Annotated in this window: 11 protein-coding genes; 7 read left to right on the top strand and 4 right to left on the bottom strand. The window is 63.5% G+C overall.

Annotated features, from left to right (window positions below):
• Positions 1-262: 262 nt before the first annotated feature.
• The 3 genes from acs (at position 263) to AC1DX4_RS18175 (ending at position 3,951) form a co-directional block, all read left to right on the top strand.
• Positions 263-2,218, top strand: coding sequence for an acetate--CoA ligase (gene acs / locus AC1DX4_RS18185; protein ID WP_477221607.1), 1,956 nt, complete (start codon positions 263-265; stop codon positions 2,216-2,218).
• The gene (locus AC1DX4_RS18180; RefSeq protein WP_477221606.1) at positions 2,218-2,967 is read left to right on the top strand and encodes an MOSC domain-containing protein; all 750 of its coding nucleotides are present in this window, start codon (positions 2,218-2,220) and stop codon (positions 2,965-2,967) included. Before acs ends, AC1DX4_RS18180 begins: the two co-directional genes overlap by 1 nt.
• 165 nt (positions 2,968-3,132) lie before the next feature.
• The gene (locus AC1DX4_RS18175; protein ID WP_477221605.1) at positions 3,133-3,951 is read left to right on the top strand and encodes a sugar phosphate isomerase/epimerase family protein; all 819 of its coding nucleotides are present in this window, start codon (positions 3,133-3,135) and stop codon (positions 3,949-3,951) included.
• 14 nt (positions 3,952-3,965) lie between these two features.
• Here AC1DX4_RS18175 and AC1DX4_RS18170 read toward each other — a convergent pair whose 3' ends face one another.
• The 3 genes from AC1DX4_RS18170 to AC1DX4_RS18160 all read right to left on the bottom strand — a co-directional run bounded on the left by AC1DX4_RS18170 (position 3,966) and on the right by AC1DX4_RS18160 (position 8,258).
• Positions 3,966-5,228, bottom strand: a complete 1,263-nt coding sequence (locus tag AC1DX4_RS18170) for a class I SAM-dependent methyltransferase (RefSeq protein WP_477221604.1) — start codon at positions 5,226-5,228, stop codon at positions 3,966-3,968.
• A 400-nt stretch (positions 5,229-5,628) separates the two neighbouring features.
• On the bottom strand, positions 5,629-7,053 hold the full coding sequence (locus AC1DX4_RS18165) for a pilus assembly protein TadG-related protein (protein ID WP_477221603.1): 1,425 nt from the start codon (positions 7,051-7,053) through the stop codon (positions 5,629-5,631).
• A gap of 335 nt (positions 7,054-7,388) precedes the next feature.
• Positions 7,389-8,258, bottom strand: coding sequence for a transglutaminase-like domain-containing protein (locus tag AC1DX4_RS18160; RefSeq protein ID WP_477221602.1), 870 nt, complete (start codon positions 8,256-8,258; stop codon positions 7,389-7,391).
• Between the two features lie 166 nt (positions 8,259-8,424).
• On the opposite strand from AC1DX4_RS18160, the gene AC1DX4_RS18155 reads away from it, so the two are divergent.
• Positions 8,425-9,090 (top strand): HAD-IA family hydrolase, encoded by a 666-nt coding sequence (locus tag AC1DX4_RS18155; protein ID WP_477221601.1) that lies wholly within the window; start codon positions 8,425-8,427, stop codon positions 9,088-9,090.
• A gap of 163 nt (positions 9,091-9,253) precedes the next feature.
• Here the strand turns inward: AC1DX4_RS18155 and AC1DX4_RS18150 are convergent, their stop codons facing one another.
• A complete protein-coding gene (locus AC1DX4_RS18150) occupies positions 9,254-9,472 on the bottom strand; it encodes a DUF1674 domain-containing protein (protein WP_477221600.1) in 219 nt (72 codons plus the stop codon).
• 105 nt (positions 9,473-9,577) lie between these two features.
• On the opposite strand from AC1DX4_RS18150, the gene htpX reads away from it, so the two are divergent.
• The 3 genes from htpX (at position 9,578) to AC1DX4_RS18135 (ending at position 13,837) form a co-directional block, all read left to right on the top strand.
• Positions 9,578-10,597, top strand: coding sequence for a zinc metalloprotease HtpX (gene htpX / locus AC1DX4_RS18145; protein WP_477221599.1), 1,020 nt, complete (start codon positions 9,578-9,580; stop codon positions 10,595-10,597).
• A complete protein-coding gene (locus AC1DX4_RS18140; RefSeq protein WP_477221598.1) occupies positions 10,594-11,976 on the top strand; it encodes an RsmB/NOP family class I SAM-dependent RNA methyltransferase in 1,383 nt (460 codons plus the stop codon). Before htpX ends, AC1DX4_RS18140 begins: the two co-directional genes overlap by 4 nt.
• A 136-nt stretch (positions 11,977-12,112) precedes the next feature.
• Positions 12,113-13,837, top strand: coding sequence for a heparinase II/III family protein (locus AC1DX4_RS18135; RefSeq protein ID WP_477221597.1), 1,725 nt, complete (start codon positions 12,113-12,115; stop codon positions 13,835-13,837).
• Positions 13,838-13,893 lie beyond the last annotated feature (56 nt).

Raw genomic sequence — 13,893 nt, 5'->3', positions numbered from 1 at the left:
TTGTGCGCGCCGTTGCTTAACTGTCTATTGATTTTTCCTGATCGAAACAGGCTTTTCGACGCGAAAACATACAGTTAGCAGCGAGCTGAGCCGAGTGCTGACAACGGATGACAATGCCCCTGCGGCATCCCGCCGCGCGAATCCAACGTCTAATGTTGCCGTCACGGCGGAACTGGTAATAATGCCGCCGAATTCGCGGCTGCGTCGCCGCGATCCCGCCGGCGTTTCAAGCTGGCGGATTGGTTCGGGAGGAAAGTCAGGAATGTCCGAGGTTCATGTCCATCGCGTCCAGCCGGCGTGGAAGAAAAAAGCGCTGATCGACAATGAGACCTACCTGAAATGGTATGCCGACAGCATCAAGAATCCGGACAAGTTCTGGGGCAAGCACGGCAAGCGCATCGACTGGTTCAAGCCCTTCAGCAAGGTCAAGAACACCTCCTTCGACGGCAAGGTCTCGATCAAATGGTTCGAGGACGGGCTGACCAACGTTTCCTACAACTGCATCGACCGCCACCTGAAGAAGCGCGGCGACCAGACCGCCATCATCTGGGAAGGCGACAACCCCTACGACGACAAGAAAATCACCTACAACGAGCTTTACGAGCATGTCTGCCGGCTCGCCAATGTGATGAAGAAGCACGGCGTCAAGAAGGGCGACCGCGTCACCATCTACATGCCGATGATCCCGGAAGCCGCCTATGCGATGCTCGCCTGCACGCGTATCGGCGCCATCCATTCGATCGTCTTCGGCGGCTTCTCGCCCGACGCGCTGGCCGGCCGCATCGTCGACTGCGAATCGACCTTCGTCATCACATCGGACGAGGGCCTGCGCGGCGGCAAGCCGATCCCGCTGAAGGAAAACACCGACAAGGCCATCGACATCGCCGCCAGGCAGCATGTGATGGTCAAGAACGTCATCGTCGTGCGCCGCACCGGCGGCAAGATCGGCTGGGCGCCCGGCCGCGACCTCTGGTACCATGATGAAGTCGCAACGGTGAAGGCCGAGTGCAAGCCGGAGAAGATGAAGGCTGAGGATCCGCTGTTCATCCTCTACACCTCGGGCTCGACCGGCAAGCCGAAGGGCGTCCTGCACACCACCGCCGGCTACCTCGTCTACGCCTCGATGACGCACCAATATGTCTTCGACTATCACGACGGCGATATCTACTGGTGCACCGCCGATGTCGGCTGGGTCACCGGCCACAGCTACATCGTTTATGGCCCGCTCGCCAACGGCGCTACCACGCTGATGTTCGAAGGCGTGCCGAACTACCCGTCGCAGTCGCGCTTCTGGGAAGTCATCGACAAGCACAAGGTCAACATCTTCTACACCGCGCCGACGGCGCTGCGCGCCCTGATGGGCGCCGGCAACGATCCGGTGACGAAGACCTCACGCAAGTCGCTGCGTGTGCTCGGCTCGGTCGGCGAGCCGATCAACCCGGAAGCCTGGGAGTGGTATTTCAACGTCGTCGGCAACGGCAAGGTGCCGATCGTCGACACATGGTGGCAGACCGAGACCGGCGGCATCCTGATCACGCCGCTGCCCGGCGCCACCGACCTCAAGGCAGGCTCGGCGACGCGGCCCTTCTTCGGCGTCAAGCCGCAGCTGGTCGACGGCGAAGGCAAGGTGCTGGAGGGTGCCGCCGACGGCAATCTCTGCATCACCGATTCCTGGCCCGGCCAGATGCGCACCGTCTATGGCGACCACGACCGCTTCATCCAGACCTATTTCTCCACCTACAAGGGAAAATACTTCACCGGTGACGGCTGCCGCCGCGACGCCGACGGCTATTACTGGATCACCGGTCGCGTCGACGACGTCATCAACGTCTCCGGCCACCGCATGGGCACGGCCGAAGTCGAATCCGCACTTGTCAGCCATGACAAGGTCTCGGAGGCCGCCGTCGTCGGCTATCCCCACGACATCAAGGGCCAGGGCATCTACAGCTATGTCACCTTGATGAAGGGCGTGGAGCCGACCGAGGAGTTGCGCAAGGAGCTCGTCGCCCATGTCCGCAAGGAGATCGGTGCCATCGCTTCGCCCGACAAGATCCAGTTCTCGCCCGGCCTGCCCAAGACGCGCTCGGGCAAGATCATGCGCCGCATCCTGCGCAAGATCGCCGAGGATGATTTTGCCGCCCTTGGCGACACCTCGACGCTCGCCGATCCGGCCGTCGTCGACGACCTCATCGCCAACCGGCAGAACAAGAAGGGCTGATGCGGGACGAGGCGGCATTGGGCTCTGTCACCCAGTTGTGGCGCTATCCGGCGAGTTCGCTCGCCGGCGAGCGTCAGGATGCGGTCGTGGTTGGACCGGCGGGCATGGCGGGCGACCGCATGTACGGCCTCGTCGATACCTCGGACAACGAGATTGCCCGACCCGACCGCGAGGCGAAATGGCACAAGGTGCCGCGCATCCGCACCCGGCTGACCAATGACCGCGACCTGGAGGTCGCCATCCCCAACGGCGACTGGCTGAGCGCACCCGGCGCCGAATGCGACAGCGCCATATCGGCCTATCTCGGCTTCGCCGCCTCGATCCGGCCGTTCGGCCGGGAGAACGCGCCGCCGGCCTATGCCGGTCCGGTCACCGCGGCCCGCTATACCAAGGCGCCGATCCATCTCTTGACCACGGCCTCGCTGGCGCGCTTGAAGGCGCTGCACCCGGATGGCGCCGCCGACCCGCGCCGCTTCCGCCCCAACATCGTCGTCGACATGGCAGCGGTCGAAGGCTCGTTTCCGGAAACCGAATGGATCGGCCGAAAACTCGCCATTGGCGACCTGCTGGTGACCATCTCCGAGCCATGCCGCCGCTGCGGCTTCACCATCATCGGCCAGGACGGCTTCGACACCGATCCCGGTATCCTGCGCAACCTGGTCCGTCACAACGCCCACAATCTCGGCGTCTATTGCACGGTAGACCAGCCGGCCCGCGTCGAGATCGGCGCGCCGATGCGCTTCGTCTAAATCATACCGCAAACGCCAGGCCATATGGCTGCGGCATGATCCCTGCACCTCGCGGCAGGTTTGGCGCAGCGTGTAATACGCATGACAGAAAACGGCGTCATACAGCCCCTCGGCGCGATCCGTCTTGCCGCCCGACACCTTGAAATCACACCAATCGGAGTGCCTATGACTTCCCTGCCCGTTCTTGGCGCCGCCATGACCCTGGACGACCTCGAAATCCATCGCGACTGGCTCTTCGAAAAGCAGCGCGACCTGGAATTGCAGAGCTTTGCCGAGGCAAGTGTTCTCAACGGCGACTGGGCACCGCTCGCCGCCCGCGCCACAAAACTTCTCGACGGCCATCAGGGTCGACTCGGGATTCACGGACCTTTCTGGGGCTTCACCATTGCCTCGCAGGACCCCGATATTCGCGATGTCGTCAGCAAGCGCCTGGTCCAGGGTATCGAGGTCTGCGCCGCCATCGGCGCAACGCATATGGTCGTTCACAGCCCCTACACGACCTGGTCCTATAACAATCTCGACAACAATCCCGGCGAGCGCGAGAAAATCGTCGAGTATTGCCAGCTCACCTTACGCGATGCCGTCAGGCGGGCGCAGGACATCGGTTGCACGATGGTTCTGGAGAACATCGAGGACAAGGATCCGCATATCCGCGTGGCGTTGGCCGACAGCTTCAACTCCCCCGCGGTTGCCGTATCGATAGACACTGGCCACGCCTACTATGCCCATGGCTCGACCGGTGCCCCGCCGGTTGATTACTATGTGCATGCTGCCGGCAACCGCCTGCAGCACATCCATTTGCAGGATGCCGACGGCTACGCCGATCGTCACTGGAGCCTCGGCGAAGGCACAATCCAATGGCGCTCGGTCTTTGCCGCGCTGGCGAAACTCGAAAGCAATCCGCGCCTCATCATCGAGATCAGGGACAAGTCCAAGATCCCCGCTTCGGCGGCTTACATCGCCTCGCTTGGTATCGCCGAGTAAGGCGAGAGCTAGCGCTACCGGTACAGATCCGCCCGCGTCGGCGGCAGGCCGCTCGGGCCCCGCGCGCGCTTGGTCACCACAGTCTGGAAAATCTGCGCCGAGCCACGGTCGAAGGTGATCGAACAGCCGGTCAGGTAAAGCAGCCACAGCCGCGCCTTGGGTTCGCCGACTTCGGCGATCGCCTCATCGAAGCGGGCCTGCAGGCGCTCGGCCCACAGCCTGCAGGTCCGGGCATAGTGTTCGCGCAGATTCTCGACGTCGGCGATGAGAAAACCATGCGCCTCGAGATTGCCTGTTGTCATGCCGATCGTGTCGACCTCGCCGCCCGGAAAGATGTATTTGATCAGCGCCTTGTATTCCGCGCCCTTGCGCAGCGTCTTGCGCGTGCCGCCCTTGCCGCGCCTTGTGATGGCGTGGTGCAGGTAGATGCCGCCCGGCTTCAGCAGCCGGTGGACGGTCGAGAAATAGGTCGCGTGGTTGGCGAGGCCGACGGCCTCGAACATGCCGATGGATGAAATCTTGTCGTAGCTGCCGTCGAGCTCGGTGTAGGACTTGATGTCGATCGTGATCTTGTCCTCCAGCCCCTCAGTGCGGATGCGCTCGCGCGCCAGCCGGGTCTGCTCCTCCGACAGCGAGACGCCATGGCCGATCGCGCCATAGTGTTTGGCGGCATGGATCAGCATCGCGCCCCAGCCACAACCAATGTCGAGCAGCCGGTCGCCCGGCTTCAGCCTGAGCTTGCGGCAGATATGGTCGAGCTTGTCCTGCTGCGCCTGGTCGATGCCATTGGCGAAATCGGTGAAATAAGCGCAGGTGTAGACCATGCGCTCATCGAGGAAGAGCCGGTAGAAGGCGTTCGAAATGTCGTAGTGATGTTCGATCGCCTGCTTGTTCGACCCGCTGACGAAAGGATTGCGGCCGGCCAGATCGGCCCGTTTCGTCATCTGTCGTCGTGAGAACAGGACGGCGGGCAGGTCGCGAAGGATCGCCAGCTTCGGCAAAGCCTTCAACCTCAGCTTGCCCTTTGAAGGCAAGGCGTAGAGATCGAACAGCGATCCGTCCTCGACGTCGATCGTCCGGGAAATCCACATTTCGAGCAGCGTCGAGAAATTCGGCCGGCGGGCCAACTGCCAGACGATGTCCTGGTCGTTGATGGCAAGCACAGGACCACTGGCGGGACCGATCCGTTCCCCGGTCCACAGCCTGACGGCAAAGCCCGGCTTCAGCGCCTCGATCACGGTTCTGACAATGCGCGCGGCTCTTTCGGTTGCGTCCATGCTCCTTCCCCACGGCCCGATGGGACGATCTTGTCCGTTTGGGCTGTGGATCGCAAGCCGAGGCACGCGGACCCGGCTGGGCGGCATTTTTCGGCTGGGCGCCTTTTTCAGCCCGGCATCTTGTCATTTGCTGCGACGCACCCCATCATGTCTATGTGTTCAACAAATCGAAAGGAGGTGATCCGATGTCGAGTGATTTCGTTTTCCAGAACGTGGCCTCGCAGGATTGCACTTTCGGGAAGCAGTCTTCCCGTTAAGGCGCGAGATGCGCGGCGGGTAACCCCAAGGGGTTGCCGCCACAGGCCGCGCCACGGACGGAAACACGGAAGGCCGCCGGCTTCGAAAGAAGCGGCGGCCTTTTCCTTTTGCGCCGAGGCGCCAAGACCATCCGGTTCCAGATTCACTTGGCGATGGTCAGCCGCTCGATGTTCTGGACGATGGCATTGAATGCCTCGTTCAACTCGGAGCCCGTGGCCGCCTCGTAATAATGTTTCAGGTTAGACGTGTCCGCGGTCGAGCAATCCTGAAGCACGCTCTTTGCCTGATCCCGCTCTGTCGATGTCATCGACGGATCGTCGAGGTCGAAGCCGATGGTGAAAATCTCGATGCCGTCGCGCTTCATGTTGTCGCAAATGCTTTCGGCATTGCTTCGTGACATCTGGCCGGCATTCTGCGATCGGGGCGCGCCGCGCCCGCCGGCAAAAGCCGTGTTGAACTGGCCGTCCGTCATCAGGATCGCGACCTTGCCGACTTTCCTGTTGTCGAAATTGGCGGGGCCGGCGCCCAGCCGGGCGTCGACGATGGTCGAGCGCCAGGAGGGTGAAAGCATGTAATAGCCCCATTGCACGGCGATGCCGCCTGCGGTCACACCAGCCGCCTTGAAGCCGGCAATCGTGTCGAGCAGCTTCTGTTTGTCGGCCGACAGCGGAATGAGCCCCGGCTTCGGACAGATCCCCATGCGATCATCGCGGTTGACCTTGGCGAGATAGGTCTTGCCCTGATTGTTCAGGCGCGGCGTCGACGGCCCATCGGACGAATAATCGGCATAGCCGTCCTTATCCTTGCGCTCGGTGGCGCAGTTATCCGGCCGCGAGGGCGCCGATGAGCCCGCCGGGATCGGCGTGTCCACTGGCGGCGGCAGGTTCAAACCTCCTGCCTGCTCGACGAAAACGCTGTCCGCGAGGCCGCCCGTATTCACCGCTTCGGCATAGGGAACAATCGCCACACGCACGCGTGGATTCTTTGGATCGATGTTGTTGTCCAGCAGGTTCTCGACAGCCGTCGAAGCGGCGGCTTGCAGGTCGCCGATCTTGTCGGTCTTGGCCCACCAGTTGGCCGCCATCGATCCGGTCACATCGAGCATCATCGCGACTTCGATGGTCTTGTCTGAATAAAGCGATGTCGTCGACGCCGTCACGCGTTTCATGTCGCCCATCCCAAAGATCGGGAAGAACAGGGCGACATCGACATGGACGTCCGCCTGCACTGTGTTGGCGGTCCTGTCGACGATCAGCTTGTCGAGCACGATCTGGTCGGGCTGCAGAATGCCCGCCGTGCTGTTGGCCACGAGAAAATTCTGCACTGCCTTGTTGGCGTCGGCTTCCTTGATGACCCCGGTCGTCAGGTCGCGCGCTGTCGATGTCACCGCTGCGTCGACCACGCTCTGCAGGCTCGATCTGGCATTGTAGAGCTGTGAGATGTTGACCGAGAAGCCGCCCGCTAGCGCCAAGACCGAGGCAGCAAAGCCGAACAGGACCGCGAAATTTCCACCGCGATCTCTGGTGAACCCGCCGACCGCGTGAACAAGACCCCCGTAATTTCGCATCTCCAACTGCCTCCGCTTGCCTCGGCCTCGTCGCCGCAACAGACGCAATGCAGGATTCCAGCCGGATGACGTCGCAGCCCTCACAAAGCAGGCGGTTAACAGCTAATGTATTGTTTTTGTTTGGTTCCGGCCTGCAGGAAGGTGAATGACCGGTAAATGCGAAACCATCAACGCAGTTTCGTTTACGAAGCGCTTACCATGTTGGACCCATGGATCGCGGCATACCCGACGACGTCCTGTTGCGGCACATCACTTGTGTGCCGAAGCGGACCATCTGTCCCGCAGGATCGGATCAGGCCATTTGCAGACCAGCATCCCCTGAACATCAACACACCCTACGCCAGCATCTGCGCGCTGGCCGTCCTGTCGATGCCGTGATGGGGCGGGTTGAACAGATTGCCTTGCTGTTCATAGGTCCACACCTTGAACAGGCTGAGCCGGTGCGGGCCGAAGCTGTGTAGCAAGGGCACGTCAGTGGCGTCGCGGCCGCGCGCGATGACGACGCGGCCGGTCCGCGGCTGGTTGTGGCGTGGATCGAACGTGTACCACTTGCCGTCGAGGAACACTTCCATCCAGGCCGAGAAATCCATCGGCGCCGGATCGACCGGCACGCCGATGTCGCCGAGATAGCCGTTCACATAGCGCGCCGGAATGTTCATGCAGCGGCAGAGCGTGATCGCCAGATGGGCGAAGTCGCGACAGACGCCGACCCGTTCCTCATGCGCCTGCGCCGCTGTGCGGGTCGAACGGGCATAGCCGTAGCCGAACGACAGCCGGTTGTGGACATAGTCGACGATCGCCTGCACCCGCGCCCAGCCGGAGGGAAGATGACCGAACAACTGCCAGGCGAGACTGCTGAGGTGATCGGTCTCGCAATAGCGGCTGCCAAGGAGATAGCCTAGCACCTCGTCGGGCAATTCAGCCACCGGCACTTCCCTCGCCAGTGTGTTGACCGCGTCCGTCTCGCCACTGTCTTCGACCACCGCATCGTAGAGGATACGGAAGGTGCCGGCAGGTGCGGTGAAGCGGCGGCAGCCATTGCCATGCAGGTCCTGGTAGAGCTTGGTCGGCACCGAAGGCGATGTCAGCACCCGCGTCTGCCGCTTGATGTCGGCCTGCCTGTCCTTGTGGATCTCGAGCAGCGAAATCACCGGAGTGGCTTCGATACATTCGATGGCTATTTCGTAGCCGAGCCGGATCAGCATTGCAGGTCCCCTTCGATCTCCATGGAAAATAGTTTTGCTCAAACGTCGCAGCTGTGCCGTGGTTCCCTGGATCGTCCCAAAATACGCCTCGTGCCTTTCCATGTCAGCGCCTTGACGTTACGGTTGCATCCTCCCTCGACACACTCCCCGGATTTCAAGGAAAATCATGTTTGCTGGCAGAAAATTCGCCGCCTTTCTTTTCGACATGGACGGCACCCTGATCAATTCCATCGCCTCGGCGGAGCGGGTGTGGAGCGATTGGGCACGCCGGCACGGCCTCGACGTCGCCGCCTTCCTGCCGACCATCCACGGCGTGCGGGCGATCGAGACCATCACCAACCTAGCCCTTCCCGGCGTCGACCCGGCGCATGAGGCCGACCTGCTGCTGAAGGCCGAGGCCGCCGATCTGGATGGCATTCTCCCGATCCCCGGCGCCGTGGCGTTTCTCAAGGCGCTGCCGGCCGAAAGCTGGGCGATCGTAACCTCGGCACCACGTTCGTTGGCGCTTGCACGCATGCAGGCTGCCGGCATTCCTGTCCCTGCGGTCATCGTTGCGGCGGAAGACGTTTCCCGTGGCAAGCCGGCGCCCGACTGCTTCCGGCTTGGCGCACAACGGCTCGGCGTCGATGCGCGCGACTGCCTGGTGTTCGAGGATGCCCCGGCCGGTATCGCAGCAGCCGAGGCCGCGCAAGCTTCGGTCATGGTGATCAACGCCACTCACGCACACCCGATGCAAACGCCGCATGCCGCGATCGCGGGCTATGACAATGTCGGCATCACCATCGACGAGCGCGGCTGGCTGGCGCTCGAAGCACAGCGCAACGCTGCCTAACGATGTAGGCAACGCCCGTCCAAAGGTGTGTTGAGATTCAGGTCAGGCCGAGTCGAAAGCGATGGTTTCCGAGAACCGGAGCGGAGCGTACTAAAGTACGTGAGCACCGGAAGCGCAGGGAACCAACGCTTGCAGGCCGGCCTCACCTGAATATCAACATACCTTAGAAGTCGCTGGTCAGGCCTTTGACTTCCCAGTCACCGTAGCGGCCGGGCTCCTTGCCGCCACGGCCGCCGATCTCCTTCGGCAGCGCGGCTTCCTTTTTACGATAATCCGTGCGCCTTGCCTCCGCTTCCGCCAGCGCGCGGCGGGCGGCAAGCGTCAACTCCTTTGGCGGCGCGTCATCCGGGCCGGCAGGCGTTTTACTGGTTTCGTCGTTCATGCGATATCTCAATCGGATTGAAACAGGGGCAGGCGTTTCCCATCATATAGCCATGAACCGACAGGGATCGACCCCCTTTAACCGCGATCTGGACAGGAGCAGACGATGAACACTTTGCGCACCGCCATGCTTCTTGCCGCGATGACGGCGCTGTTCATGGGCGTCGGCTTTCTGATCGGCGGTTCGGGCGGCATGATGATCGCGCTGGTGGTCGCCGCCGGCACCAATCTGTTCAGCTACTGGAACGCCGACAAGATGGTGCTGTCGATGAACCGCGCCGTCGAGGTCGACGAGAAGAACGCGCCGGAATATTACGCCATCGTCCAGGCGCTGGCCAAGCAGGCCGGGCTGCCGATGCCGAAAACATATCTGATCGACAATCCGCAGCCCAACGCCTTCGCCACCGGCCGCAACCCGCAGAACGCGGCGGTCGCCGCCTCCACCGGCCTGTTGCAGCGGCTGACCCATGAAGAGGTCGCGGCTGTGATGGCGCACGAGCTCGCCCACGTCCAGCACCGCGACACGCTGACCATGACCATCGTCGCCACCTTTGCCGGCGCCATCTCGATGCTCGGCAATTTCGCCTTTTTCCTTGGCGGCAACCGCAACAACAACCCGTTCGGCTTTGTCGGCGTGCTGGCGGCGATGATCGTGGCGCCGTTTGCCGCCATGGTCGTGCAGATGGCGGTCAGCCGCACCCGGGAATACGAGGCCGACCGGCGTGGCGCCGAAATCTGTGGACACCCGCTGTGGCTGGCATCCGCCCTTGACAAGATCGCCCGTGGAGCAGAACGCATCCCGAACCCCGATGCGGAGCGCAATCCGGCGATGGCGCATCTCTTCATCATCAATCCCCTTCACGGCGAGCGCATGGACAGTCTGTTCTCCACCCACCCGAGCACCGACAACCGCATCGCAGCGTTGCAGGAGATGGCGCGACAGATGGGCGACGGTGCATCGCGGACGGCGCCGCGCCAGACGCCAATGCAACCGCAGGCGGAACAACAGCAGCCGTCCGGCCCGTGGGGCCAGGCAGCGCAGCCCGAGCAGCCGGCCGAACCGGCCGAACCGAGGGCCAATCCGTGGGGTCGCAACCCGACCGGGCCTAAGGGCCGGTGGTCGTGAGCGTGGCGGCACCTCGGCGCCCAGGCTCAGGCGATCAGGACCATAGGGACGGCGGTGAATTCGTCGCCGGTCTTGCCGCCCGCAAGGCAGCGGCGCGGCTGCTTGCCGCCGTCATCGATGCCAGGACGCCGCTCGACGGCCTGACCGACCACGAGAACGGCCACCCGCAATACAAGGCGCTCGATTTGCGCGACCGTGGCCTGGTGCGCGCCATCCTGGTCACCGCACTACGCTTCCGCATGACCATCACAGGGCTGCTGGCGCGCAGGCTGGAGAAGCCGCTGCCGCCCAACGCCACTGCGCTGTCGCACATACTGCATGTGGCGGCGGCGCAGATCCTGTTCCTCGACATTCCCGACAGCGCCGCCGTCGACCTGGCGGTGACGCACGCCAAGTCCGATCCGCGCACGCAGCGCTTTTCCGGCCTCGTCAACGGCGTGCTGCGCACGCTGGCGCGTGCCAAGGAAACCGAGCTGCCTGCGGCCCTTGCCGCCACCGACGAAGCACCAAAATGGTTTTCCGACCGGCTGAAGACCACCTACGGCAACGAGAAGGCCAGACAGATCTTGGAAGCGCATCGCGTTGAGGCGCCGGTCGACTTCTCGGTCAAGGCCGACCCCGAACTCTGGGCCGAAAAACTCGGCGGCATCATCCTGCCGACCGGCACGGTGCGCGTGGAAAATCTTGCCGGCGCCGTCACCGAACTGCCCGGCTTCGCGGAAGGCGCCTGGTGGGTCCAGGATGCCGCGGCCAGCCTGCCCGCACGGCTGTTCGGCGATGTCAGCGGATTGCGCGTCGCCGATCTCTGCGCCGCACCGGGCGGCAAGACCGCCCAACTCATTCTCGCCGGCGCCAAGGTCACCGCCGTCGACACCTCGAAGAACCGGCTGGCGCGGCTGGCGCAGAATCTCGAGCGTCTTGGCCTGTCGGCAGACATCGTCCAGGCCGACCTGCTCAAATACGAGCCAGCGGAACTGTTCGACGCCGTGCTGCTCGATGCGCCCTGCTCGTCGACCGGCACGGTGCGTCGGCATCCCGACGTGCCATGGACCAAGACGGCCGCCGATGTCGAAAAGCTCGCCGACCTGCAAAAACGGTTGCTCGCCCGCGCCGTCACGTTGGTCAAACCCGGCGGCCGCATCGTCTTTTCCAATTGTTCGCTCGACCCGCTCGAAGGCGAGGAGCTTTATCGCGCTTTCCTCAAAGGGACGCCGGCGGCCGTTGACGATCCGCTGCGGCAAGGCGAGATCGCCGGCATCGATTCGTTCCTGACTGCGCAAGGCACGCTGCGCACCACGCCCGCCGATCTCGACCTCGGCGCGCCGGAGCGCTCGGGTCTGGACGGCTTCTTCGCCGCCCGCATACGACGAGCCGACTAACCACTTAACTCACAGGATTTGCTGACTTTTTTAGGGAGGGTATGGGGCACCGGACCCATTCCCCGGAATTCGCCTTCGCACGAGTCGTTCAATCATGTAAACTCGGCGCCGGGGTAGAGGACGACCAGGAGGGCTTTTGGCACTCGTTGCCAGCAACACGACGCGTCTTTGGACGCTTGTCGCGAAGGAGTTCTGGCGCAAGACGCGCCGGCGCCTGCGTGCCGGGCCGGTCTATCGCTGGCGCTATTCCGGCCGCACGCCCGAACGAGTCCTGATCGCCCCGCCGGACCTGCGCCTCGCCGACCCACAGATCGCACTTGAGATCTATTACGGCCGTTATCCCCTGTCGGGGCATCTGGTCGAGACCGGCGGAAAATCGCCGTTCCAGATCAACGTGCCCAATCATGGCTGGCAAAAGACGCTGCACGGCTTCCGCTGGCTTCGCCACATGCGCGCCGCCGGCACCGAGCTTGCCGCCGCAAACGCCCGCGCGCTGGTGTCCGACTGGATCGCCATGCATGGCAACAACATTGCCGGTGTCGCCTGGGAGCCCGGCACGACGGCCAAGCGCATCATCGCCTGGCTGCAGCATTCCTCCGTGGTGCTGCAGGGTGCCGAATTCCCCTTCTATCGCGCCTTCCTGAAATCGCTGGCCGTCCAGATCCGCTACCTCAGGTCGATGGCGCGCGAAATGCCCGACGGCAAGGACCGGCTGCGTGCCCGCATCGCGCTGGCCTTCGCCGCGCTTTCCCTGCCGGCGCCGGCTTCGGCGCTGCGCGGCGCCACCCGCAACCTTGCCGAGGAACTCAACCGCCAGATCCTCGCCGATGGCGGCCATATCTCACGCAATCCGATGGCGGTGCTGGAAATCCTCGCCGATCTGCTTCCGTTGCGCCAGACCTACGCCAACCAGGCGGAAACCCCGCCGCAGGCGCTGATCGGCGCCATCGACCGCATGTTGCCGGCGCTGCGCTTCTTCCGCCACCAGGACGGCAGCCTTGCCCGCTTCAACGGCATGGGCGCCACCATCCATGACCGCATCGCCACCATATTGCGCCATGACGACACCGCCGGCGCGCCGCTGCTGCACGCGCCGCATTCTGGCTATGAACGGCTGTCGATGGGCGGCGTCACCGTCATCGCCGACACCGGCCTGCCGCCGCCGGTCGACGTTTCTAACGCCGCGCACGCCGGTTGCCTTGCCTTCGAACTGTCGTCCGGCCGCCAGCACTACATCGTCAATGCCGGCATCGACACCTACGGCGCCGCCGAGTTCCGGCCGCTGGCCCGCGCCACCGCCGCGCACTCGACAGCCACCATCAACGACACCTCTTCGGCACGCTTCAGCCATTCGATACGGGTCAACGACCTGCTCGGCTCGCCGCTGATCGGCGGCCCGCAGCATGTGCAGTGCAAGCGTATCGACCAGAAGGGCGTTCACGGCTTCATCGCCCGGCATGACGGCTATGTCCCGCGTTTCGGCTTCCTGCATGAGCGCGAGCTGAAGCTGTCGTCGGACGGCAATGTGCTGGCCGGCAGGGACCGGTTCCAGCGCCCCGGCAATGCCGCGATCCGCAACAATGGCCGCGACTTCATCACCGTGCGCTTCCATGTCCATCCCGACATCACCCTTTTGCAGGACGAGCACGACCGCCTGGTGCTGACCGCCGACCAGGCCGATAGCTGGGTGTTCACTGCAGGCGAAGTGGTGCCGGAAGTCGAGGAATCGATCTATTTCGCCGGCCTTGGCGGCCCGCGCCGCAGCCGGCAGATCGTGCTTGCCTTCAAGGCCTCCGACGTGTCCGAAGTCCACTGGCAGCTGACGCGAACCAGCATCGCCGGTTATCCCGAAAACAACTGAGCTGACACTGCGGCCGGTTTGATTTCCCGATGTCATGTGCTACGGCGCGGGCTTGC

The sequence above is a fragment of the Mesorhizobium sp. P3_A8 genome (assembly GCF_056402995.1).
This window is presented reverse-complemented; position numbering and strand designations above follow the sequence as displayed.

Excerpts from the sequence above, each read along its gene's own strand:
- acs (WP_477221607.1), top strand. The coding sequence starts at position 263 with ATGTCCGAGGTTCATGTCCATCGCGTCCAGCCGGCGTGGAAGAAAAAA.
- AC1DX4_RS18180 (WP_477221606.1), top strand. The coding sequence starts at position 2,218 with ATGCGGGACGAGGCGGCATTGGGCTCTGTCACCCAGTTGTGGCGCTAT.
- AC1DX4_RS18175 (WP_477221605.1), top strand. The coding sequence starts at position 3,133 with ATGACTTCCCTGCCCGTTCTTGGCGCCGCCATGACCCTGGACGACCTC.
- AC1DX4_RS18170 (WP_477221604.1), bottom strand. The coding sequence starts at position 5,228 with ATGGACGCAACCGAAAGAGCCGCGCGCATTGTCAGAACCGTGATCGAG.
- AC1DX4_RS18165 (WP_477221603.1), bottom strand. The coding sequence starts at position 7,053 with ATGCGAAATTACGGGGGTCTTGTTCACGCGGTCGGCGGGTTCACCAGA.
- AC1DX4_RS18160 (WP_477221602.1), bottom strand. The coding sequence starts at position 8,258 with ATGCTGATCCGGCTCGGCTACGAAATAGCCATCGAATGTATCGAAGCC.
- AC1DX4_RS18155 (WP_477221601.1), top strand. The coding sequence starts at position 8,425 with ATGTTTGCTGGCAGAAAATTCGCCGCCTTTCTTTTCGACATGGACGGC.
- AC1DX4_RS18150 (WP_477221600.1), bottom strand. The coding sequence starts at position 9,472 with ATGAACGACGAAACCAGTAAAACGCCTGCCGGCCCGGATGACGCGCCG.
- htpX (WP_477221599.1), top strand. The coding sequence starts at position 9,578 with ATGAACACTTTGCGCACCGCCATGCTTCTTGCCGCGATGACGGCGCTG.